Source organism: Ekhidna sp. (assembly GCF_965212185.1).
Classification (GTDB): Bacteria; Bacteroidota; Bacteroidia; order Cytophagales; family Cyclobacteriaceae; genus Ekhidna.
Window position 1 is genome coordinate 4,100,359 of record NZ_OZ243102.1, and the last position, 21,708, is coordinate 4,122,066.

Annotated in this window: 17 protein-coding genes; 12 read left to right on the forward strand and 5 right to left on the reverse strand. The window is 39.2% G+C overall.

What is annotated here, in order from left to right; all coding sequences use genetic code 11:
* Window positions 1–58 precede the first annotated feature (58 nt).
* Entirely contained in the window at window positions 59–1,174 is a 1,116-nt protein-coding gene (locus tag ACOMC3_RS17975; protein WP_420317274.1) for an acyltransferase family protein, read from the forward strand.
* A 1-nt stretch (window position 1,175) separates the two neighbouring features.
* Here the strand turns inward: ACOMC3_RS17975 and ACOMC3_RS17980 are convergent, their stop codons facing one another.
* Complete coding sequence (locus ACOMC3_RS17980; protein WP_420317275.1) at window positions 1,176–1,610, reverse strand: SRPBCC family protein; 435 nt, start codon at window positions 1,608–1,610, stop codon at window positions 1,176–1,178.
* Between the two features lie 40 nt (window positions 1,611–1,650).
* On the opposite strand from ACOMC3_RS17980, the gene ACOMC3_RS17985 reads away from it, so the two are divergent.
* From ACOMC3_RS17985 to ACOMC3_RS18000, 4 genes are all read left to right on the forward strand, one after another.
* Window positions 1,651–2,139 (forward strand): GNAT family N-acetyltransferase, encoded by a 489-nt coding sequence (locus tag ACOMC3_RS17985; RefSeq protein ID WP_420317276.1) that lies wholly within the window; start codon window positions 1,651–1,653, stop codon window positions 2,137–2,139.
* A 77-nt stretch (window positions 2,140–2,216) separates the two neighbouring features.
* A complete protein-coding gene (locus ACOMC3_RS17990; RefSeq protein WP_420317277.1) occupies window positions 2,217–3,896 on the forward strand; it encodes a glutamine--tRNA ligase/YqeY domain fusion protein in 1,680 nt (559 codons plus the stop codon).
* Window positions 3,893–4,402, forward strand: a complete 510-nt coding sequence (locus ACOMC3_RS17995; protein ID WP_420317278.1) for a hypothetical protein — start codon at window positions 3,893–3,895, stop codon at window positions 4,400–4,402. Before ACOMC3_RS17990 ends, ACOMC3_RS17995 begins: the two co-directional genes overlap by 4 nt.
* Window positions 4,403–4,430: 28 nt before the next feature.
* Window positions 4,431–5,219: an MOSC domain-containing protein gene (locus ACOMC3_RS18000; RefSeq protein WP_420317279.1), complete on the forward strand. Its 789-nt coding sequence runs from the start codon at window positions 4,431–4,433 to the stop codon at window positions 5,217–5,219.
* Between the two features lie 31 nt (window positions 5,220–5,250).
* Here the strand turns inward: ACOMC3_RS18000 and ACOMC3_RS18005 are convergent, their stop codons facing one another.
* Together ACOMC3_RS18005 and ACOMC3_RS18010 are read right to left on the reverse strand one after the other, a co-directional pair.
* Window positions 5,251–5,961: a membrane or secreted protein gene (locus ACOMC3_RS18005; RefSeq protein ID WP_420317280.1), complete on the reverse strand. Its 711-nt coding sequence runs from the start codon at window positions 5,959–5,961 to the stop codon at window positions 5,251–5,253.
* 11 nt (window positions 5,962–5,972) lie between these two features.
* A complete protein-coding gene (locus ACOMC3_RS18010) occupies window positions 5,973–7,331 on the reverse strand; it encodes a hypothetical protein (protein ID WP_420317281.1) in 1,359 nt (452 codons plus the stop codon).
* A gap of 146 nt (window positions 7,332–7,477) precedes the next feature.
* Between ACOMC3_RS18010 and ACOMC3_RS18015 the strand changes: the two genes are divergently transcribed.
* From ACOMC3_RS18015 to ACOMC3_RS18025, 3 genes are all read left to right on the forward strand, one after another.
* Window positions 7,478–8,902 carry an FAD-binding oxidoreductase gene (locus ACOMC3_RS18015; RefSeq protein ID WP_420317282.1) on the forward strand — a complete coding sequence of 475 codons (1,425 nt, stop codon included), beginning with the start codon at window positions 7,478–7,480 and terminating at the stop codon, window positions 8,900–8,902.
* Between the two features lie 62 nt (window positions 8,903–8,964).
* On the forward strand, window positions 8,965–9,543 hold the full coding sequence (locus ACOMC3_RS18020; protein WP_420317283.1) for a hypothetical protein: 579 nt from the start codon (window positions 8,965–8,967) through the stop codon (window positions 9,541–9,543).
* Window positions 9,544–9,658: 115 nt separating this feature from the next.
* The gene (locus tag ACOMC3_RS18025) at window positions 9,659–10,378 is read left to right on the forward strand and encodes a hypothetical protein (protein ID WP_420317284.1); all 720 of its coding nucleotides are present in this window, start codon (window positions 9,659–9,661) and stop codon (window positions 10,376–10,378) included.
* Between the two features lie 62 nt (window positions 10,379–10,440).
* Here ACOMC3_RS18025 and ACOMC3_RS18030 read toward each other — a convergent pair whose 3' ends face one another.
* Window positions 10,441–10,623 (reverse strand): hypothetical protein, encoded by a 183-nt coding sequence (locus tag ACOMC3_RS18030; RefSeq protein WP_420317285.1) that lies wholly within the window; start codon window positions 10,621–10,623, stop codon window positions 10,441–10,443.
* A gap of 136 nt (window positions 10,624–10,759) precedes the next feature.
* Window positions 10,760–12,946: an acylase gene (locus tag ACOMC3_RS18035; protein ID WP_420317286.1), complete on the reverse strand. Its 2,187-nt coding sequence runs from the start codon at window positions 12,944–12,946 to the stop codon at window positions 10,760–10,762.
* 172 nt (window positions 12,947–13,118) lie between these two features.
* Here ACOMC3_RS18035 and ACOMC3_RS18040 point away from each other — a divergent pair, with 172 nt between their 5' ends.
* The 4 genes from ACOMC3_RS18040 to ACOMC3_RS18055 all read left to right on the forward strand — a co-directional run bounded on the left by ACOMC3_RS18040 (window position 13,119) and on the right by ACOMC3_RS18055 (window position 21,680).
* Window positions 13,119–13,442, forward strand: coding sequence for a DoxX family membrane protein (locus ACOMC3_RS18040; protein WP_420317287.1), 324 nt, complete (start codon window positions 13,119–13,121; stop codon window positions 13,440–13,442).
* 146 nt (window positions 13,443–13,588) lie between these two features.
* On the forward strand, window positions 13,589–16,000 hold the full coding sequence (locus ACOMC3_RS18045) for an FtsX-like permease family protein (protein ID WP_420317288.1): 2,412 nt from the start codon (window positions 13,589–13,591) through the stop codon (window positions 15,998–16,000).
* 191 nt (window positions 16,001–16,191) lie between these two features.
* Window positions 16,192–18,561: an ABC transporter permease gene (locus tag ACOMC3_RS18050; RefSeq protein WP_420317289.1), complete on the forward strand. Its 2,370-nt coding sequence runs from the start codon at window positions 16,192–16,194 to the stop codon at window positions 18,559–18,561.
* 116 nt (window positions 18,562–18,677) lie between these two features.
* Window positions 18,678–21,680 (forward strand): SusC/RagA family TonB-linked outer membrane protein, encoded by a 3,003-nt coding sequence (locus tag ACOMC3_RS18055; RefSeq protein WP_420317290.1) that lies wholly within the window; start codon window positions 18,678–18,680, stop codon window positions 21,678–21,680.
* The last annotated feature ends 28 nt before the right edge of the window (window positions 21,681–21,708 follow it).

Below are 21,708 nucleotides of genomic sequence, written 5' to 3' on the forward strand. Positions count from 1 at the left end.
TTCATTCCTTATTGAAACCAATGGAAGAGAACATTGTCATTAGACAAAATATTACAACATGACCAATATTAGTAACTCAAAAAGAATACACTCTCTAGATGCTTTACGTGCCATCATGATGTTGTTAGGTATCGTGCTTCACTCATCAGAAACATATTCTATTGGAGTTGACTTATTGTGGCCCAAAGACCCAAATTCCACCAGCCATTTTTTCACATATCTATCTGCAATGATTCATATTTTCAGAATGCCCACCTTTTTTCTGATAAGTGGGTTTTTTGGCGCAATGCTTTTCTATGAAAGGTCTCCTCGTGTCATGATTAAACAACGATTAAAACGCATTGTACTCCCTTTTGTAATTTTTCTGCTAATACTACACCCTGTGATTTACCATTCTTACGAGTTTATGATAGACTCATTTGAGTTGGAAGCGTTTGCTGATATTCCTTTCAGGTGGTTTCCAAATATCACCTATCATCTTTGGTTTTTATATTATTTAATCATGATTACAGCAACTACAGTATTAGTCGCAACTTTACTAAGGCATACTTCACACATAAATTCAGTAATAAACAAGTCATTCAAGTGGCTTCTCGAAAGACAGCTACTTTTTATTTGCTTGTTAAGCATAGTGATATTTATTCTACTCGTGTGGATGTGGGATTATTGGGCATCTACTCCATTAACCTTTATGCCAAATATCAAGATTATCATTTTCTATTCTGTGTTTTATCTATTTGGCTGGGTGTTATTTAAGTCAAAGAATATATTAGGAGTTTTCATGAAGTATGATCGACCCTTTTTGCTCTTTGCTACTGCATTGTTCACCTTGAAGTTCATTTTTTCGGATCATATAGATGACATCATTTACGGAGGATTAAACACTATCATATGTTGGTGTTTTGTTTTTGGGTTTATGGGTCTTTTTTTGAGGTATTTTAATACTCATTCCGACTTTGGTAGATATCTTTCTGATTCTTCATACTGGGTATACCTGGTTCATTTGCCGTTTACATTAATTATTCCAGCACTTATTGGTGATTTAAACATTCATGTAGGATTAAAATTTGCTCTTGTATTAACAGGAACTACCACCTTATGCTATGTTACCTATCACTATATGGTGAGAGCTACTTTTATCGGACAATTCCTGAATGGAAGAAAATATAATTGAGCTATCTAAATATCTTTTTATAGAAGGGTTTCCGATATAGAAATTGGAAGTAGAGTAATGGATAAATCAACAAGTCTGATATAATTATTCCAGTGCTGTAGGTAATATCATCAACAATCAAAGCTCCCTTCTCAGATGATTTAACGCCGTGATGATGCTTCCATCTTTTTAGAAAGAAGGGAAGTTTCACACCTTTATCTACAAAATACCATTCATTCTCATTAGAGAAATCTTTTGTAATTAGGCTGATCCAATACTGCTTGAAAACAAAGAAATTAAGTTCTAAAGCAACCACATCGTTTTTCTTACAACCATCGAATCGAAGGAGCTCAACTGGTGGGAATGGTGGATTAAGCTTTAGAAACAGATCTTCAGTAAACCCCTCCTTCACTTGATTTAAATCAGCACCGACAAGTGTAGAAATTTTTATATTCATTTAAATTATCAACTAATTTCATTGATTTAAGTTTTCAATCATGATTCGCTCAGCTGTTCCCGATGATGCAAAAGCTATTGTAGATATATACAATCACTACATTGAATATTCTCATGCTACTTTCGAAATGACTACTATTTCGACTGAAGAAATGATTAACAGGATTCGAAGAGTTCAAGTTGATTTCAAACTTCCCTGGTTGGTAACAGAATTGGAAGACCAGGTAATTGGATACGCATATGCCTCTCAATGGAAGCCAAGAGTTGCTTATGCTAAAACCGCAGAATCATCCATCTATCTAAACAAAGATCATGGGGGCAAGGGTCTTGGGATGCCACTTTACTATCGACTCATGAAAGAACTTAAGGATTTTGGATATCATGCAATTATCGGCGGCATGGCATTACCAAATGAAGCCAGTTGCACTTTGCATGAAAAACTTGGATTTCAGAAAATCGGAGAATTCAAAGAAGTCGGATATAAGTTTGATCGATGGATAAATGTGGGTTATTGGGAATTGATTTTGTAGCAGATCTCTCAATTCATGCGAAAATGGATTGAGAGATTACCTCGATTCATCCTAGCTTTGCGCCAAAATTTTTTTGAATGGAGGAGGCTAAAAAATCATCCGGCGTGGTATCGCTGAATTTTATTGAACAGATGATCGAGAAGGATCTGCAGGAAGGAAAACATGATTCGATCGTCACTCGTTTTCCACCAGAACCAAACGGATATCTTCACATCGGTCACGCCAAGTCCATCTGCCTAAATTTTGGACTGGCTGAAAAGTATGGAGGAAAGTGTAATCTACGCTTTGATGATACAAATCCGGAAAAAGAAGAAACAGAATATGTTGACTCTATCAAATCAAATATTAAATGGCTTGGATTTGATTGGGAAGATCGTGAATTCTATGCATCAGATTATTTTGAGCAACTCTATGAGATGGCTGTCAGGCTGATCAAAAAGGAGAAGGCTTATGTATGTGATCTCTCTCAAGATGAGTTCAATGAAATAAAAGGCACTCCAACAAAAAATGGAACGCATAGTCCGTTTAGAAATAGATCGATAGAGGAAAATCTTGATCTTTTTGCTCGAATGCGGGCAGGTGAATTTAAAAATGGGGAAAAGGTACTTCGCGCAAAGATCAATATGAGTTCTCCAAACATGCACATGAGAGATCCAATTCTCTATAGGATCAAGCAGGTACCTCATCATCGAACAGGCTATCAATGGTGCATTTATCCTACTTATGACTTTGCTCACGGTCAGTCTGACTCAATTGAAAAAGTGACGCATTCACTATGCACACTGGAATTTGAGGTGCATAGACCGCTGTATGAATGGCTGATTGAAGAGCTAGAAATATTTCCATCCAAACAGACGGAGTTTGCCCGACTTAACCTCAGCTATACCATAGTGAGTAAAAGGAACCTTAGGGAATTGGTAGAGCTTGGTCATGTCAGTGGTTGGGACGATCCGCGTATGCCTACAATATCTGGCATTCGAAGGAGAGGGTTTACTCCTGCATCAATCAGAAAATTTGCGGACACCATAGGTGTGGCACGACGAAATGGAATCACAGATATTGCGGTGCTGGAGCATGCAGTTAGAGAAGATTTGAATGCGAATACAAATCGCGTATTTGGCATCATGAATCCTTTGAAGGTGATCATCACTAATTGGCCGGAAGATAAAGTAGAGATGATGACTGGTGTAAATAATCCCGGAGATGAGTCAGCAGGTACCAGAGAAATGCCCTTTACACGAGAGGTTTATGTAGACCAGACTGATTTCCTTGAAGATCCTCCAAGCCCAAAGAAGTGGTACCGTTTGGGACCAGACCGAGAAGTAAGGTTGAAATTTGCCTACATCATTAAATGCACAGGTTTCAAAAAAGCAAATGATGGAAGTATTGAAGAACTCTATGCGGAGTATGATCCAGATACTCGTAGCGGTCAGGACACCAGTGGCAAAAAAGTAAAGGGAACACTTGGATGGGTTTCTGTTCCAAATGCTGTAAATGTTGAGGTGCGTGAATATGATCGTCTTTTCAAAACGGAAAACCTAAATACCATTGAAGATGATTTCAAAAATCACTTAAATCCCGATTCTCTAAGCATCAACAAAAATGCAGTGGTTGAACCATCTCTAAAGGATGCCAAAGTTGGAGATCAGATGCAGTTTGAGCGGATAGGTTATTTCAGAGTTGATGAGGACTCAGCGCCTGATCAATTGGTATTCAATCGAACCATTACTTTAAGAGACAATTGGACAAAAAAATGAATGCAGCTCTGATTATAAGTGTATTGCTGATTTCATTTCAGCTTCATGGACAGGATCTTACTGGAAAATTTATCACGGATGAATACTCCATAAAATATCCTGAATCATGGAGTGTAACTGAAAATAAAATGGGAGCTTCCTTATTTATTCTTGCACCTAAAACGGATGATCAGGATGAGTTCAACGAGTATGTAAACCTTGTCATACATGACCTGGAAGGCACCAATCTCAATTTGGATAGCTATATCCAACTTTCTCAAGAGCAGATAGTAGACCGAGTGGATAATGTGGAAATCACCCAAAGTAAGCGACTAAAGTCTGGAAGCCTTGAGCTCCACAAGATGGCATATAGTGGAGAAATCAATGGGATGAAACTGAAATTGATACAGCATTACCGTTTTCGTAACCAGAAAGTATACGTCATCACATTTACAGCAGAAGAGAGCGCTTTTGAAGATTTCAAAAAGTATGGGCAGGGAATGCTCAACAGTTTTCGGCTAAAGTGATTTCTTTTATCATGTTTAACTTTCTAAAATGAAAGTATCAGGCATCTTTATATACCCGATAAAATCTCTAGCAGGTATTTCATTAAATGAAGCAGAGGTATTAGAGCGCGGATTTAAAAATGATCGTAGATGGATGCTGGTAAACAAGGATGATATTGGGATCACTCAACGCACTCACCCACAACTTTCTCAAATAGCCCTTACGTTGAGCGATAAGAAGATCAAGGTTTCTCATAAAGGGTTATCTGATTTAGAAATCCCTTTGACTTTGGATAATGGAAATTATGTTGAGGTCATGGTTTGGGATGATCAAGTGAGAGCAATTCAAGCCCCATCAATTATCAATGAGTGGTTCTCAAAAATAGCTGGTGAGCCATGCAAGCTGGTTTACATGCCTGAAAACGCATCAAGACCCGTTAGTGCAGAACGTGCAATCAAAGGAGAAAATGTAAGTTTTGCGGATGCCTATCCATACCTGATCATTGGTCAAGCTTCCCTTGATGATCTCAATTCACGAATGGATGAGGATCTACCGATGAGCAGGTTCCGACCAAACATAGTGGTAGAAGGGAGTGAGCCGTATGAAGAGGATCATTGGAAGGACATTCAAATTGGAAATGTGAAATTCCACGTCACCCACCCATGTAAGCGTTGTGTCTTTACGACCATCGATCAGGAAACAGGGAAAAAAGGGGCAGAGCCATTGAGGACACTTGCAACTTATCGAAGAGAAGGAAAAGAAGTCATTTTCGGAGTGAATACACTGGCACTTGAGAAGGGGAAGATTAAGGTAGAGGATGAGATTATTTTCTATTGAAAATCAACTAATAACCCGATTAACAAAACCACTAATTCCTCACACTCCAAATCTCATATAAGGGATCTCCCTTACTGCTTTTACCTGAGTGGTGCCACTTGCCGTCTTTGAGCTCATAAGTGAATTCCAGGCTAGCACCTACACGACTATCGTCCCTTGAAAAGAACTCAATATTCTCCGTGTACTTTCCATTTACTGTAGAGTAGGTTCCACCACCCGTTCCCATGAACTGCTTGGTTTCTGTATTGTAAGCAATCCATTGAAATCTGGTCCCAGAAAGGATCTTCATGGTTTTTCTTGGTCTGCTGGTATCTCTTTCCTGGATCTCTCCATTCCGTTTCCTCCCTGACATTAACCAGGCACCAGCAAGGTCTCCAGGCTCCCCAGCGTCTACACGGGTAGCCCAGGTTTCTTGCCCTACTTTTCGCAGTTTGTCATTTCCATCAAATTCAATTTCGAATGAAGCGGACTTTCCAATCATGGACGTGTCTCTGGTATGAAACTCTGGTACCTCTGTCATGGTGTTTCCATCAAGTGCCCAACTTCCGCCATTTGTTTCGATGAATGCTCCAGTCTCAGCATCAAACCAGGCAACACTTTGAAAGCCGTCTGTAAAAGTCACAACAGCTTTTATCTCTCTTCCATTATCATCAGTTTCTGTCCATTGCCAGGCACCAATGAGTGATTGAGACCATCCTGCAAGGCTGGAGAGGATTGTAAAAATTGCAACGAAGGTTTTCATATTTTCTTAGGTTAATCTACATAATACGCACCGAACAAAATCATCATTTCGTCGCTGCTTCTCAAACCGAATTTGAGATCTCTATTTTCCCAATTATCATAGGTTGCTTCCAGTCTTAACGCTTCGCCTGGTTCCAATACATGGGGCGGGTCGAACTCCAAGATTGGTGGGTGCTCCCAATCATAGGAAATATAGATGAGTTCACCGTCCCTTGGTCCACCGACATGATATACTTTAAATTCAGTCATGTGCTCGTGTGCATGAGAGAAAAGCTGGAAAATATTTATTCGTTCATTGAAAAAATAATCTTTGTTAATGGTTGTTACTTTTCCTGCCGGAAGTGTAAAATTTTGGTTGTTTAGGTTGAGAATTTCTGCCACATGCTCCACTTCTGAGGATGGAATGGTGTGTAAATTCCCGTATACTTCACCAATCATCACATCATCAGTTCTGTTTGCATAATGTGCATTTAAGTCTAACCCTTTTCCAGCATCAAACTTTAGCGCCACCCCTTCAGGATAATGATAGTTCATTCTTGGCCACTGGGTACCCGCAATGAATTCATGATATAAAAGAGGGATAAGATTTTTTGTAATTGGCTGCTGGTTTTCATCGTATAAATCTCGAATGACCAATGGTTCCGGAATAGCAACAGAAGGAATGGCATCTTCAAAGGCATAAAAAATAAAATGATGACTACCCTGTCTCATTGTTATTTCGATTTGATTGATGTAGATATCCTCATCAGAGACTGGCGGTTCATAATAGAAAAACTCGCGATCTGTTTGTGGCTCAATTTCAAATGGGCCCAAGTGGAATTGAAATCCGCTTTCAGGTTCTGCAAGCAGTTCAAAAGGCAAGGCCTCAAATCTTGTCTCATCGTCAAGGAGTGCAACATCTGCCACTTGGCCGGTCTTAGGTGCCCCGTTTATGATCCATTCTCTAATAAACTCTAACTCGCCGTTGGTTAAAAAATCAGCACCTAATGGCATAATGGCTCCATACAACGGATGATCTGAATAGAAGTGCTCAAGATCATTGGCATTTAGTTTTTCCCACAAGAAACTTTTAAATAAACTTGGCAAACCTTCAGTTCCCAATAGCTCAAGTCCATCCTCTAGAGCTGCTTTATTATTTGGGGGTCTACCTACCAGTTGATCATAGGATTCACCTGTCGTTAAAACAAGATCAGATTGTCTTGCGAATGTGGAGCCGGAAGTGTGACAACTTACACATTGTGTGTCCCAAACCTGAGTCTGAATGACATCATAAGTATGCATTTCAGAGATTGGAATAAGCTCTGTTTCATTACTACAGCTCACCAGTAATAAAATGATAAATAAAAACGAAAGTGCTTTAAGCCGCTTCATATTGGAATTTTTATGGAAGTAGAGACATATCCCTCCTCTAATTTACGTAAGAACGCTGATTCGGATATAAATAGTGCAATACCATTTTATGTAATAAGTTGTTTTAAAAACTCAAAACATTATCTTTAATATTTCAACCAAGCTATATGAACATACCATCAGAGTACTCGCTCAATGTGACTGAGTTTCCCATTCGAAAAATTAATAAAATCTGGAACCCTTCCTCGATCCAAGAACTTAAGGAGATCATTCTGTCAGCCAATCAAAAAGGAACTCCCGTCTACCCAATTTCCACAGGTCATAATTGGGGTTTAGGGTCAAAATTACCTATTGTCGATGCTGACATCATTGACTTAAAAAAGCTGAACAAAATAATTGAAGTAAATGAGTCATTAGCATATGCCAGAATTCAGCCAGGAGTTACACAAATTCAACTTGCCAAATACCTGCAAGAACATCACCCTCAGTTAATATTAAATGTTACGGGTAGTGATGCGCATTCCTCAATACTTGGTAACTCCATTGATAGAGGAAGTGGAAAGAATGGGCAGAGAGCGAATGACATTCGCGAACTCACAGTAATGAATGGTGTTGGCGATGAATTCACAACAGGATTTGGGTCATTTCCAAACAAGTCAAAAGGCTCATTTTACAAGTATGGTTTAGGCCCTGATTTGACGCATCTTTTTACACAATCAAATATGGGTATTGTCACTGAAGCAGTTATCAATTTGCTACCAAAGCAAGCTTTTAATCTTTATTTAGGGACTATTTCAAAAAACGACTTGGGTGATTTTCTACACTCTTTTTCCAACTTAGTTAGAAATGGAGTTGTTGGAAACACTTTAGAAATAGATAGTCAGAATGATCCAAAAATATTCGAGTTGTTTGAAAGCCAGAAGGAGAATGAGGGTAATTGGATTTGTTGGTTTGCAATTTACGGAACGGATGAAATCCTTGAAGCAAAGGATTTTGTCATTACAAAAGAATTAGGAGGAAAAGCTGATCTCAAAAAGTATCCATCGAATGAAAATCATTCCACAACTCCAGCACCCGTGCAAGTAAGAATTAGTCGATACAGTGGTATTCCCAACGATCATTCACTGATTTCAACAGCAAAAGCGTTTGGAGTTGACTTACCTACTGATAATCCTGATATAGATATGCATAAAATGCTGCCAGGTTTCAGGTGTGTTTTACCTGTTATTCCATTTGCTCAATCAGGAGCGGAAATCATCGACTTGATCTATGGGTTTTCAAAAGGCACCAAATTTGATCCGGTCATTTCTATCATTGGATTAGATAATTATGCACTAGAAGTCTTTGCTCGAATTTATTTTGATAGAAATAATAAAGATGAAATAAATCTTGCCGGAAACTGGGCATCAGGTCTTTACGAGGAGCTTAAGAAAGAAGGCATATATCCTTATCGACTGGATATTGAAAACATGATTCCTTACTTATCAAATGTGAATGATCCCCTCATTACACTTAAAGAAAATATTAAAAAACACCTTGATCCGAATGGTATTATTGCTCCAGGCCGTTATCATTTGATAAGCGATAAATAATGGTTTCAGTTATTTTGTATTACTGAAAATCATGCCGTATTTTTTGGGCAAAAAACTATAATATGGCTGAATATAAAACCTTTGAGTCCGGCATTGAAGCCGGAGGTAATGAGTTACCTATCGTAGCACTTGGAACATTGAGTAAGCAACGAAAGAAGGAGATCATTGACAAGTATGGATTGAATACCCAAGAGGGTGCTTGGAATGATTTACAATCGTTGCTGGATGCAATGAAAGAAATCGCTGATACCATTGGTGAAATGAATCTTTTTATGATAGGCAAAGAGCTAATGGAGGGCGCAAAATTTCCTCCAATGGATGGGCTCGAAAGTGCATTAAAGTCAATAGACATAGCATATCATATGAATCATAGAAAGAATGGAAAGCCTATGTTTGATCCAAATACCGGACAAATGACTGAAGGAATAGGTCATTATGAGCTTGTGAGGTTTGATGATGCAAATCAAGAAGCATTGCTTGTTTGTCACACCCCCTATCCTAGTAAATTCGAAGAAGGCCTCATTGTTCAAGTTGCGAGAAAATTTAAGCCTGAAGGCTCTTTCCTTAAAGTGCAATTAGATACCACCAAAGAAACGCGAAGAGAAGGAGGAGAACGCTGCACATTTAGGATTACCTGGTGATAAACACGTAATTCAAAATTATTTTCAATAATAAATAACAAACAGCGTTATCATAGAGTTTATTTATATATTCTCTTATAACGTATTTTATTTTTTAACATTAAAACAGTTAGCTATGATTACTCACATTCAAAAAACAATTGAAAAACAACAAGAAGTTGATTTAAACTTTAAGCTCTTAGAAGAATTTAAGCTTGGGGCTGAAAAATTTGCTAATAGCCCCTTGCATCAAAAGCTTGGAAAGAACTTGGAAATTAGAAAGCAATTGAACTTTGTTCCTAAAATGCTATTCTTCGTGATGGGGTTCAAGGACCTTATGCAATTGGTGCGATACGAAAATCCAACCAATGATTTAGAAAAAAGCGTAAATACACACAGTGATGAAGATTCTAATCATTGGGAATGGTACTTAAACGACCTTGCTTTTATGAGTGGCGAATTCAAGAATGATTCATCCGTTGATTTGATTTCGAAAGTATGGACTGACGAATCAATGGCAGTACGTGACACGATATATACCTTTTCAAGGTACATAAAACAATATACCGATCCTGTGGCTCGTATGCTTATGATTGAAGTTTTGGAAATCACATTTGATAAATTCAAGGAAGTCATTCACCCGGCATTAAAGCGAGCAGACCTTTATGACCAATTGGATTATTTTGGTAAAATGCATCAGGAAACAGAAGAAAATCATTCAACTGGAATTAGTGATGATGAAATTGAAGAACTGGTAACTCAATTACCAGAGGAATTAAAAGCAGAAATGATTCCGGTTGTCAATCACCTATTTGACCAAATGTATGCGATGGCTAAAAACTGGTCAGAGGCATAATTTCAGACTTTATTTATCAAATCAAAACCAGGGCACCCCCCTGGTTTTTTTATTCTCTGAACTCAATTATCATGCATAATTGTAAATAGCCGGTCTAGTTGAAAATTCATCGTATGATCTTTGGTAGCATCATTCTGAGGAATTCCGTAAGCGGAACCAAATTTCTCAGAGAGTGAACTGAAAATTTCTATTTTGGTCGCTTTTAGCATTTTGGCGCGAGAAGGAAAGGTTTTTTCGTTGTTCATGATGGTTTGATGATTGTTTCTGTATGGTTAAACTAAGTAATCCTGTCGTATTTCAATTTCATTTTAGACGAACCGTCATCTTTAGTAGTTCATAGCACGTTATGTGTCTATTAGTTATTTCTCACCTTCATATTTCTTATCTTTTTCCTGGCTTATACGTTTCTTCTGCTCTAGCTTCAACGTCTTCTCGATAGTAGGCTGCATCCTTGAATTGACCGTTAGCATACATTTGTGCCTGATCATTAAAATGTGGTGAGTTTGGATCGCTACTTTGTCCTCCAGCAAGAATTGTTTTAGCCCGCACTTTTTCACCAAATTCAACGGCGGCAACAAAGCTGTTTCCTCTTGTGCCGTAGATTTTTTTCACATCATGGTTGCCCCTCATTCCATAGGCTGCCAGATGCCCCCATCTAGCAGTCGTAAACCCTACCGGTATACTTGGAGCATCGTCATCAAAAGTGGCATCTATTGTACCAGAAATACGCTGAAAGCGATTGATCTCACCCCATGGAATAATTGTTTTTCCGTAGCGTTCCTTCATTTCCTCAAGGGCTAATTGAAATATCCCAATTCTTTCTCCCATTGGCATATCAGTTCCAAAATATTCGAAACGCTCTACTCCACTCAAATTATTAGGAATTTCGCCATGACGATAGAGCAGCATACCATAAAAATGGGCCAAACTCATGGCTTTAGATTCTGCACTTGTCTCAAAATCCCAATTTCTTAGTAGATCAATTTCCTCATTTAAAGACTCATCTCCCAAAGCATCATAAGCCTCAACCAGACCGGGTACTACTTTTTCAAATGCCGGGAGATAAGGATTATAACCAAGGCTGATCAACCCATCCAGGTCGATGCTACTAATTTCGGATAACAACCTGATTGCATTTACACCTCTAAAATTTTCTGGTGCATTGTACATGTACCGCGAATAATTCTCCTTTTTAGGGCTGTTTTCTGCGGCTGAAGTGAAAGGAGTGGAATTACAATTCTGTATCCATCCGTTCGATGGATTAAAAACGGTAATTGCATCATCTACCTCATGAAGACCCTGCCAATCGGTAGCTGGATTGCTGCCATTTACCGGCTGTGAATAATCAAACTCTGTATTCCTAATGGGTATGAAGTTTCCATGGTAATAGGCAATATTCCCTTCAGAATCAGCAAAAACTGTGTTATTGGAAGAATTGGTTCTGATATTCATCATGTCATGAAATTCTTCCAGGTTTTTCTTTTTTGTACGTGTGTATGACTGCTCTAAAGCTTTTACCGGCTCCCACATCAGAGCAGTGGCAGTCCATTGATCATCTACCGTATGAGTGATTGGTCCATGATGTGTTCGGTAGATTGGGAATGTTTTTTCTTTCAGTTCATTACCGTCTTTGTATTTGAGTGTGACTTCCTTCATTTCTACCTGCCGTTCTTCTTCACCATATTGATAATACAAGCCATCTTCTTTTTCGATGATCGTTTCTTTGAATTCATCAATTACATCTGTGTAGGTGGAGGTATGCATCCATCCGGTATTTTCATTGAACCCCTGGTAGACAAAGAATTGTCCCCATGTTACTGCTCCATAGGCATTAAGGCCTTCTTCACTGATTACATGAACTTCACCTCTGAAATAAAATGAAGTGTGTGGATTAATAAGCAGCATCGCATTTCCTGACTCGGTTAGATCGCCGGAAATGGCAAAACCATTAGATCCTTGTGGTTCTTCAAGGACATAGTCCTCAGAATTAAGTGAAACTTGTTGAAAACCTCCCCCTTCGCCCCCTCCAGAGGGGGACATACTCTCATAAAACGCCTTGATCTTCCGAGTTGACACACGCTCGATATCTCCCCCGATCGATCCTTCGGTAAAATACATGGTCATCCAAGGCTCATATTTTTTGATAACCTTTGGTTGAACCTCAGGATGTGTTTCTAAATAATAATTGATTCCATCAGCCCAGGCCTGACAAAGATCTTTGAGCCAATCAGGCGTGCTGGCATAATTTTCTTTAGCCTCTTCTTCGGTCATGAATAGTCGAGAGCGCAGATCGCTGTAAAGTGCTTCCTCACCTTCATCTTCGGCAAGCCTGCCAATTGCCCAGGTGAAGTTTCGCTCAACCCTTCTAAAGTCATCTTCACATTGTGCATAAAGCAAACCAAAAATGGCATCTGCATCGGTCTTTCCATATATATGTGGAACACCAAAATCGTCTCGGATGATGGTGATATTTTCGGCTTGTGCTTCCCATTTTTCAACTTCCGGGTTTGAAGTTTCAGGGGTGCAGGCAATAAATAAAATGAAAAGGAGGGTGAGAATTCTGTACATAGGTTAAATGGGTTGAATTTGATGTTTATCAAATATATTAACAAATACGACCAATATATTTTTGGTCATCCTGAACTTGTTTCAGGATCTACGTACTTTTCGGAAAAGATTCTGAAATAAATTCAGAATGACCCTACTCATTATGACAATTGAAACAATAAACCTTTGGATTATGGCAATCCTATATGTCATCGCAGGTGTCAATCATTTCTTGATGCCTCGATTCTATGAAAGCATCATTCCGCCAATATTGCCGTATCCCAAATGGATCAATTGGATAAGTGGCCTGGCAGAAATCATCTTAGGTGTACTTCTTTTAATACCTACATTCACATCGCTTGCTGCCTGGGGAATCGTGGCTCTTCTAATTGCCGTATATCCTGCAAACATCTATCACTTCATGAAAGGTTACCGTAAAAAGAAGATGATTTGGGTGTTGGCTTTGCGTCTTCCGCTTCAGTTTCTTCTAATCTGGTGGGCGTTTTCTTTTACCTGAAAGCAACCTCTGATAGTTTTTTGAATCTATTATAAGGTAAGAGCACATAAAAAGTGTTCAATAATGCTGCGAATTCGTACAAACTGCTGATTTGAGTAATACATAAACCACTGAAAATCAATCAGTTTAGGTGATTTGGCACGTGCATGGCGCTATTTAAGAACCCAACTAACTCAGAGGATATGTTCAAGAACTTCTTCAAAATCACTTTCCGGAATTTCAGGAAAAACAAATCATATGTTTTCATAAATCTGATAGGATTAGGACTTTCATTGGCCTGCTGTATTGTGGGTTACCTCAACTGGAAGTTTGCAGCCGACTATGATAAAAACCATGTGAATCATGAACGTATTTATAAAATTCAGATCAACAAGGAGGTTCAGGATCGGAATGTGCCCTATGGGATTACACCATTGGCATTAGGAGCCGTTATTCAAGACAAGGTCACTGGAGTAACTCATACATCAAGATATATCGAAACAGGACTGGTTCTTAAGAAAGAACTTAAGGTATTTAATCAAGGAATTGCTTTTGCGGAGGATGATTTTCTAGAGATGTTTACATTTCCATTGAAGTATGGGAATGAGTCTGCATTCTTCGATCGCAGTAAAATCATTCTGAGTAACTATACTTCGAATACCTATTTTGGCGAAGACGTAGATCCCACAGGTGAAATTATCACCATAATTACGGAAGAAGGGAAACAATATCCTCTGACAGTCGGAGGTGTCTTTGAGCAAATACCGCAGAACTCTTCTGTAAGATTTGGTGCGCTTACACATTTTGATAATTACATAAGAATTCGAGAAGTTGAGAATAATGATTGGAAGCAGTTTGTAGCCGCGACATTTGTGATGACTGATTCCGGCTTTCCTCAAAACCTCATTGAGGATATGAACACAAATTATGTGGAGGTTCAAAATAAAGCACGTGACGATTTCAAGATAGGCAATTATTATGCTGTTCAGCTAACCAATCTTGGAAGCGTGGCAGAATCCATCCGTGCCAATTGGCTAAGCGAGCCACCACCACCTCCTGCTGTCGTAGTTCCAATGATTATGGCCTTCCTTATGCTGTTGATTGCCTGCTTCAACTTTACCAATACAAGCATCGCTATTTCAAGCAAACGTTTGAAGGAAATAGGCATTAGAAAAGTAATGGGGAGTGATCGTAAGCAATTGATTTTTCAATTCTTGGGAGAAAACCTGATACTATCATTCCTTTCCATGTTTATAGCATTGGGCTTTGCATACTTTCTGGTGCCCGCATACAGTGCAATGTGGGACTTCATCACGCTGGAATTAAACCTGGTGAATGATAGTGAAATATATCTTTTCCTTATTGGACTATTGACATTAACCTCACTGATTGCTGGTGGCTACCCTTCCTTATATATCAGTGCTTATCAGCCAGTAAATATTCTACGCGGAAGTCTCACACTTGGGGGCACCAATTGGTTTTCAAAAACTCTTTTGGGCATGCAATATTTGCTAACCATTATTGCGCTGATTTCTGCCCTGGCATTTTCTAATAATGCGGACTACCAATCCAATCTGGATGTGGGATTTGAAAAGGAGAATATACTTGGAGTCCGTTTAGAAAATAAATCGGAATATGATCGATTCTCCAACCTGATCAGTCAAATGCCGGAAATAGCACAAATGACAGGCACTACGCATCACATCGGATGGTGGACGTATGGAAGAACGTTAAGAGCTGGTGAACAGGAAGTGGAATCCGATATGATGAATTTTAGCCTTGATTATAAAAACCTTATGAACCTGACCATTAAAGATGGCAGGTACTTTGAAAAAGACTTGTATGAATTTGATAAGGAGAAATCCATCATCATGAACGAGGCGTTAGTTAAAGAATTTGGTTGGGAGAAACCAATAGGCAAAGTTGTGCAGGTGGATGACAGCACCAGGCTTACGGTAGTGGGTGTCATTGAAGATTTTTACATGTATGGGTTCTTCGATCCTGTAGAGCCGTGTGCTTTTAGGCTTGCTGATAAAGAGGAGATGAATTTCGTTGTGATTAAAAGCGAAATGAACCCAACCGCATTTCGTGCATTGATGGAGTCTAAGTGGTATGAGATAGCTCCTTATACGCCGTTCAACGGTTCTTACATGGATGAAGAGCTTGCAGGAACAGATTTAGTCAACACCAATATATCTACCATGTTTAAGTTCCTCGGAGCGCTTGCGTTAATTCTTTCTTCAATTGGATTGTATACGCTTGTCTCTCTAAACATCATTAAACGTGTAAAAGAAATTGGTGTAAGAAAAGTACTTGGTGCTTCCATCAACCAAATTCTTGTTTTAATGAATAAGCAATTTTTCTGGTTGCTCATGGTCTTTGCATTTATTGGAGCTGCACTTTCATATGTTGCGATAGACGCATTGATGGGATCAATCTTTGCGGTTTACCAGGCTATAAGTGTGTTCACGGTTGTTGTACCATTTATATCCCTTATGGCTATTGCAGTATTTATTGCATCAAGTCGAATATTCAGAACGGCTATTAAAAACCCCGTAGAATCACTGAGATACGAATAGAAATCCATTCAAAATCGAATCAAAGGGCAGAATCATCGATTCCTGCCCTTTTTATTTTCATTGTGTCCGATTAAGTGGTTCATTTTCGAACAGCTTATAATCCTAACCAAATCCTAACTTGCTGATGTCCAATGACATACCTCCAGTGGCACATTTGTTGGTGTTTTCACGCCAAAGCAAAAAACCTAGCCATGTTTCGTAATTTTCTAAAGATCACCTTCCGCAATTTTCAAAAAAACAAAAGCTACGTTCTGATCAATCTAATAGGGTTGGGACTCTCCTTAGCCTGCTGTATCGTGGGTTATCTAAACTGGAAGTATGATGCAACTTTTGATCATAACCACCTTAATCATGATAAGATCTATAAGATACACTCATACAAATCAGTTCAGGGAGAGCAGATAAAATATGGGATTACACCAATTGGTCTTGGGGAGCAGATTAAAGAAAAAATTCCAGGGATTACCAAATACTCCCGATATGAGTCCATGTGGTTGATCTTTAAGAAGGAAGATAAAGTTTTGAAGCAGCATATTGGATATGCTGAGGATGACTATTTTGAAATGTTTTCGTTCCCCTTTAAATATGGCAGTAAAGAAGCTTTCAAAGACAAAAGCAATGTGATTCTAACGGAAAAAATGGCGGAGATATATTTCGGAGAGGGAGACCCTACAGGTAAAATGATCACATTAATAGACTTAGGGGATAAAGAAGTTTCGATGCGTGTCGGAGGAGTATTGAAAGATATTCCTCGAAATTCTTCCATGACGTTTAGCGCAATCACACATTACGATAACTACTTAAAGCTGCGTGATTTTAAGAATGATTCGTGGGAATATTTCAATGCAGCCACCTTTGTGATGACGGAAGGGCAATTTCCCCAGAATCTGCTTGATTATGTTAATCAGAATTGTATCGAGGTTCAAAACAAAGCACGTGACAATTTTCAGTTGGCAGGCTATTATCTTGAGCCGCTGACGACTCTGGCGCGAAATTCTGATAAGATCCGTTCAAACTGGCTAAATGAGGCACCCCCATCTTCAGCAATTATTGGTCCTGGTATCATGGCCATCATGATCTTACTCATTGCCTGCTTCAACTTTACCAATACATCCATTGCCATTTCCAGCAAACGATTGAAAGAAATTGGACTCAGGAAGGTCATGGGTAGCCAAAGAAGGCAACTGATCTTTCAGTTCATGGGTGAAAACATAATTCTCTGTTTTGCCGCGCTTTTGGTTGGACTTGCCATCGCGGATATTTTGGTTCCAACCTATAGCTCACTATGGCGTTTCATTGATATCGAGTTGAACCTCGCCTCTGATCCGGAGATTTATCTTTTTTTAGCCGGATTGTTATTGGCAACTGCGCTGATTGCAGGAGCTTACCCTTCTCTGTACATCAGCAAGTATCAACCAGTAAAAATTCTTCGTGGGAATTTACGCATCGGCGGTAGTAGCCGGCTTTCAAGAGGACTATTGGGGATGCAATACCTTCTGACCACCATGTCACTTGTTTCAGCTTATGCATTTTATAATAATGCGGAGTTCCAGTCTAATTATGATTTAGGATTTAATAAAGAACCTCTGCTTTCTATTGGTTTCGACAGTCATGCAGAATATAAAAATTTCAGGCCTGTGGTGGAGCAGGTTTCTGGAATAGAGAAATTGGCTGCTACCTACAATAGAATAGGGGATTGGAGCTATACAAGAACACTTAAATCCGGGCAAGCCGAGCTCGAAACAGAAATGATGGATTTCACAACCGAATATTTTGATCTCATGAATTTAGAAATAATCGAGGGGAGATTCTTTGATGACAACATGCGCGAGCACGATCGCATAAACTCAATCGTAGTGAACGAGCAATTGGTCAAAGAATTTGGATGGACAGATCCTGTAGGCCAAGTAGTACAGATCGATGACACCACACGCCTGAGTGTCATTGGAGTTGTGAATGATTTTTATGATGAAGGCTTTTTCAATGATATTGAACCAACCGGTATCCGAATGGCTGATCCAAACAAGTTGTACTACTTAATGGTAAAGAGTAACAAGAACCCAGTAGAGCTATACGATCAATTGCAAGCGGAGTGGTTTAAGGTAGCTCCAAACAAGCCATTTAATGCAGAATATGACAGTGAGGTTGAGTCGGCAAATGAAGTGAACACCAATATCATGCTCATTTTTGAGTTCATGGCATTTATTTCTTTGGTGCTTTCTTTGATCGGGTTATATACGTTGGTTTCACTGAATATCATAAAACGAATCAAAGAGATAGGGGTAAGAAAAGTATTAGGGGCATCTATTCGCAACATCATTGTAATGATGAATCAGCAGTTTTTCTGGCTGCTGATGATAGCTTCTGCAATGGGTGCTCTTGGGGCATACTTTTCGCTAGATTTACTCATGGGCTCAATCTTTGATATTTATCAGCCAGGAACACTAATCACTTACTTTTTGCCATTCTTCATTCTTGTTTTAGTTGCAGTGATTTTTGCTTCTGCAAGAATATTCGCAACAGCCATTAAAAACCCGGTAGAATCGCTGAGATACGAATAGAAATTCATTTAAAAATCGAATCAAAGGGCAGAATCATCGATTCCTGCCCTTTTTTAGTTCAGCTAAAAAGTAATCTGCCTATTTTTAAAGGATAATCAACTACCACACCAAAAGACATGAAACTAACACTAACCTGCCTGGCTTCCTTGCTATTGGTATTTTCATCATTCGCACAAATCACGGTGCGTGGAAAAGTGACTGACCAAAACAATCAGGGTATTGCTGGCGCTACAATCAAAGTTGATGGAGCAGTAACAACTGTTTACACCGACGAAAACGGAGAATTTACTATAGATCTTGATTATCAGTTTGAAACATTAATCATAAGCGCAGAAGGGTTTCAGGTCCATAGTGTTTATGTAAATGGACGAACGAATATTGATGTGAAAATGAAATCGCTCGGCACCATCAATATGGGAATAGGTTCTCAAAGCAGGGATGAACTTACAAGTAGTGTCTCCAGCATTAATCAAGCAGATGTAAGCCCAGCTCCTCTTATTAATCTTGAGCAGGCAAATCAAGGAGTTACCGCCGGTTTGTTTGTTCAAAACTCAAGCGGTAAGTTGGGTCAGGGAACAACCGTAAGAATACGGGGAGGCTCATCATTGACGGCTTCTAATCAACCACTTTATGTAGTAGATGGAGTTCCTCTTGTTTCTGGCAACCAATCCAATATTAATCCTAGCAACATTGAATCGATTGAAATTTTGAAAGATGCCGCTGCAACAGCCATTTATGGAACTCGAGCTGCTAACGGTGTAGTAATCATTACAACCAAAAGTGGAAACACTGGCGGTTTAAAAGTAAACGTCGATTACCAATTCGGTTTAAGCCAAACTCCAAAAACGCTGGACTTGATGTCCCCTTCTCAATTCAACCAGATGTTTATTGAAAGCACATTAAGGAATCCAATTCTTGGCTTGTCTCAATTCATCACTAAAGAAAACCTGGAAATGTGGGAAGAGTCATTTCAGGGTGTAACTGATCCAAGTGAGTTGGTTATAAACTTTCCGAACAACAGTTCAATAACCTTACCTGCAGCATATCTTGGGCTTAATAATGGTCAGAATACAGACTGGCAAGAGGAGGTTTTTAGATCGGCTCCATCTCATAGAGCCAATGTAGATTTTCAGGGCGGTACAGAGTCGTTAGGGTACTTCGCTTCTTTGGGTTATACCACACAGGAAGGATTTTTAGTGGGCAACAAGTTTGACCGCTTGAATGGAACGCTTACTCTAAACAGCAAAATCAGTTCAAAGCTTTCAGCAAATTTGAATTTGAATTATATCTATACAGATGATGATCGGTTGAATGATGATCAGGATCTTGGTAGCCCAATGCAAGCGATTGCTCTGCCACCATCAGACACATATGATCCTTCAAATAATTACAAATTGAATACTTTCAGCTTGCTTTATAACCCATTAACTGAAATAAACTTTTCGGATTATGATGCCACCAATAATTCAATTATTGGAAGTCTGGGATTGAAATATCAACTGACTAGTGATTTAAGTTTTGATGTAAATGGAGGGATTGATTACAGCGATGGAAGAGTGGAAAGAAGGCAAGGGCCCGAGACTCTCGACGGGGAAGGCACAGGTCTCTCTCAGATTGAAACGTCTGACATTAAGAACCACGTGTTTAATGGTTGGTTTACCTATGATAAGGATGACCTATCAGTCGTTTTAGGAGGTTCTTATCAGGATTCAAAAGCAGATTTCAGATATATAAGAGGACTTGTCAATAGCATCTCCACTTTAGAATCTCAGGCAGGAACAACCATTCCAGAAAATCCAATTCCAGGAGCGGCCAATTCATTTTTATCAGCCTATACCAGGGTAGGTTATTCTATAGACAATAAGTACTCATTTGAAGTAAGCGGAAGGGTGGATGGAAGCTCAAAGTTTAGTGAGGAAAATAGGTTTGGTTACTTTCCTGCGGTTTCAGCAGGATGGAATATTCACAACGAAGACTTCTTCAGCTCCAATTCATTTAGCTCTTTGAAATTGAGAACTAGTTATGGGCTAGTGGGGAACACTCCTACAGATGATTTCTTATATCGTTTGAATTACATCATTTCTCAATACGATGATGAAGACGGCATTGAAATAGTGAACCTGGAAAATCCGGAATTAAAATGGGAAACAACCTCTCAGTTTAATGTAGGATTAGATTTTGCGTTCGCTAATAATAGAATTTCTGGTTCCGTAGATTATTACATCAAAAAGACTGAAGATTTACTTTTCCCGGTTCCGGTTTCTCAAACCTCTGGACAAAGCTCGATCATTGACAATGTTGGCTCGATGGAAAACAAAGGATTTGAGTTTTTGATTAGCTCAACCAATATTGATCAAAATGGATTAGTCTGGACAACCGACTTTAACATTTCTACCAATACTAACACGATCACAGATCTTGCTGGAGAGCAAGCAATTGTGGGAACAAACGCCTTTTTAAAAGGCCATTCAGCTGGTGTATTTTATCTCGTGGAATATCTTGGAGTAGATCCAAGCACGGGTCAGGCACTCTATGACGATGGGACACCAGAAGGCACGACGGATTGGTCACTTGACCTGAGGAAACCCATTGGAGATCCTAACCCTCAGCTATTTGGAGGGATAACAAACTCCCTGACTTACAAAAACTGGGAAGCATCTGCCATGTTCCAATTCGTCAGTGGGGTTGACATTTATAACGCAACCGGAGAATTCATTTCCAACAGTGGGATTCTTTTAATCAATCAGACTGAAGATCAGGTTGACAGGTGGTACCAACCGGGAGATGAGGTATCCAACCCGGTTTTAAATCCGGATCAGATTGATCCGAACCCATCAACCAGGTGGCTTCAGGATGGAAGCTATATCCGGCTGAAGAATATAACCATCACTTATAACTTTGATCAAACCGCACTGAGTAACATGGGCTTGGATAATCTGAGTATTTACGTCGGAGCTACGAACCTATTCACCATAACAGGATATACCGGGTACGATCCGGACGTAAGCTACTTTGATCCTCTGGATGGCATCATCGGACAAAACATAAGTCGAGGGATAGACAATTTCACAGCACCTCAACCAAGAATCTTTTTAACAGGTATTAAAATTGGATTTTAATTATGAGATACATTAAACTAAATCCTAC

Excerpts from the sequence above, each read along its gene's own strand:
- ACOMC3_RS17975 (WP_420317274.1), top strand. The coding sequence starts at position 59 with ATGACCAATATTAGTAACTCAAAAAGAATACACTCTCTAGATGCTTTA.
- ACOMC3_RS17980 (WP_420317275.1), bottom strand. The coding sequence starts at position 1,610 with ATGAATATAAAAATTTCTACACTTGTCGGTGCTGATTTAAATCAAGTG.
- ACOMC3_RS17985 (WP_420317276.1), top strand. The coding sequence starts at position 1,651 with ATGATTCGCTCAGCTGTTCCCGATGATGCAAAAGCTATTGTAGATATA.
- ACOMC3_RS17990 (WP_420317277.1), top strand. The coding sequence starts at position 2,217 with ATGGAGGAGGCTAAAAAATCATCCGGCGTGGTATCGCTGAATTTTATT.
- ACOMC3_RS17995 (WP_420317278.1), top strand. The coding sequence starts at position 3,893 with ATGAATGCAGCTCTGATTATAAGTGTATTGCTGATTTCATTTCAGCTT.
- ACOMC3_RS18000 (WP_420317279.1), top strand. The coding sequence starts at position 4,431 with ATGAAAGTATCAGGCATCTTTATATACCCGATAAAATCTCTAGCAGGT.
- ACOMC3_RS18005 (WP_420317280.1), bottom strand. The coding sequence starts at position 5,961 with ATGAAAACCTTCGTTGCAATTTTTACAATCCTCTCCAGCCTTGCAGGA.
- ACOMC3_RS18010 (WP_420317281.1), bottom strand. The coding sequence starts at position 7,331 with ATGAAGCGGCTTAAAGCACTTTCGTTTTTATTTATCATTTTATTACTG.
- ACOMC3_RS18015 (WP_420317282.1), top strand. The coding sequence starts at position 7,478 with ATGAACATACCATCAGAGTACTCGCTCAATGTGACTGAGTTTCCCATT.
- ACOMC3_RS18020 (WP_420317283.1), top strand. The coding sequence starts at position 8,965 with ATGGCTGAATATAAAACCTTTGAGTCCGGCATTGAAGCCGGAGGTAAT.
- ACOMC3_RS18025 (WP_420317284.1), top strand. The coding sequence starts at position 9,659 with ATGATTACTCACATTCAAAAAACAATTGAAAAACAACAAGAAGTTGAT.
- ACOMC3_RS18030 (WP_420317285.1), bottom strand. The coding sequence starts at position 10,623 with ATGAACAACGAAAAAACCTTTCCTTCTCGCGCCAAAATGCTAAAAGCG.
- ACOMC3_RS18035 (WP_420317286.1), bottom strand. The coding sequence starts at position 12,946 with ATGTACAGAATTCTCACCCTCCTTTTCATTTTATTTATTGCCTGCACC.
- ACOMC3_RS18040 (WP_420317287.1), top strand. The coding sequence starts at position 13,119 with ATGGCAATCCTATATGTCATCGCAGGTGTCAATCATTTCTTGATGCCT.
- ACOMC3_RS18045 (WP_420317288.1), top strand. The coding sequence starts at position 13,589 with ATGGCGCTATTTAAGAACCCAACTAACTCAGAGGATATGTTCAAGAAC.
- ACOMC3_RS18050 (WP_420317289.1), top strand. The coding sequence starts at position 16,192 with ATGTTTCGTAATTTTCTAAAGATCACCTTCCGCAATTTTCAAAAAAAC.
- ACOMC3_RS18055 (WP_420317290.1), top strand. The coding sequence starts at position 18,678 with ATGAAACTAACACTAACCTGCCTGGCTTCCTTGCTATTGGTATTTTCA.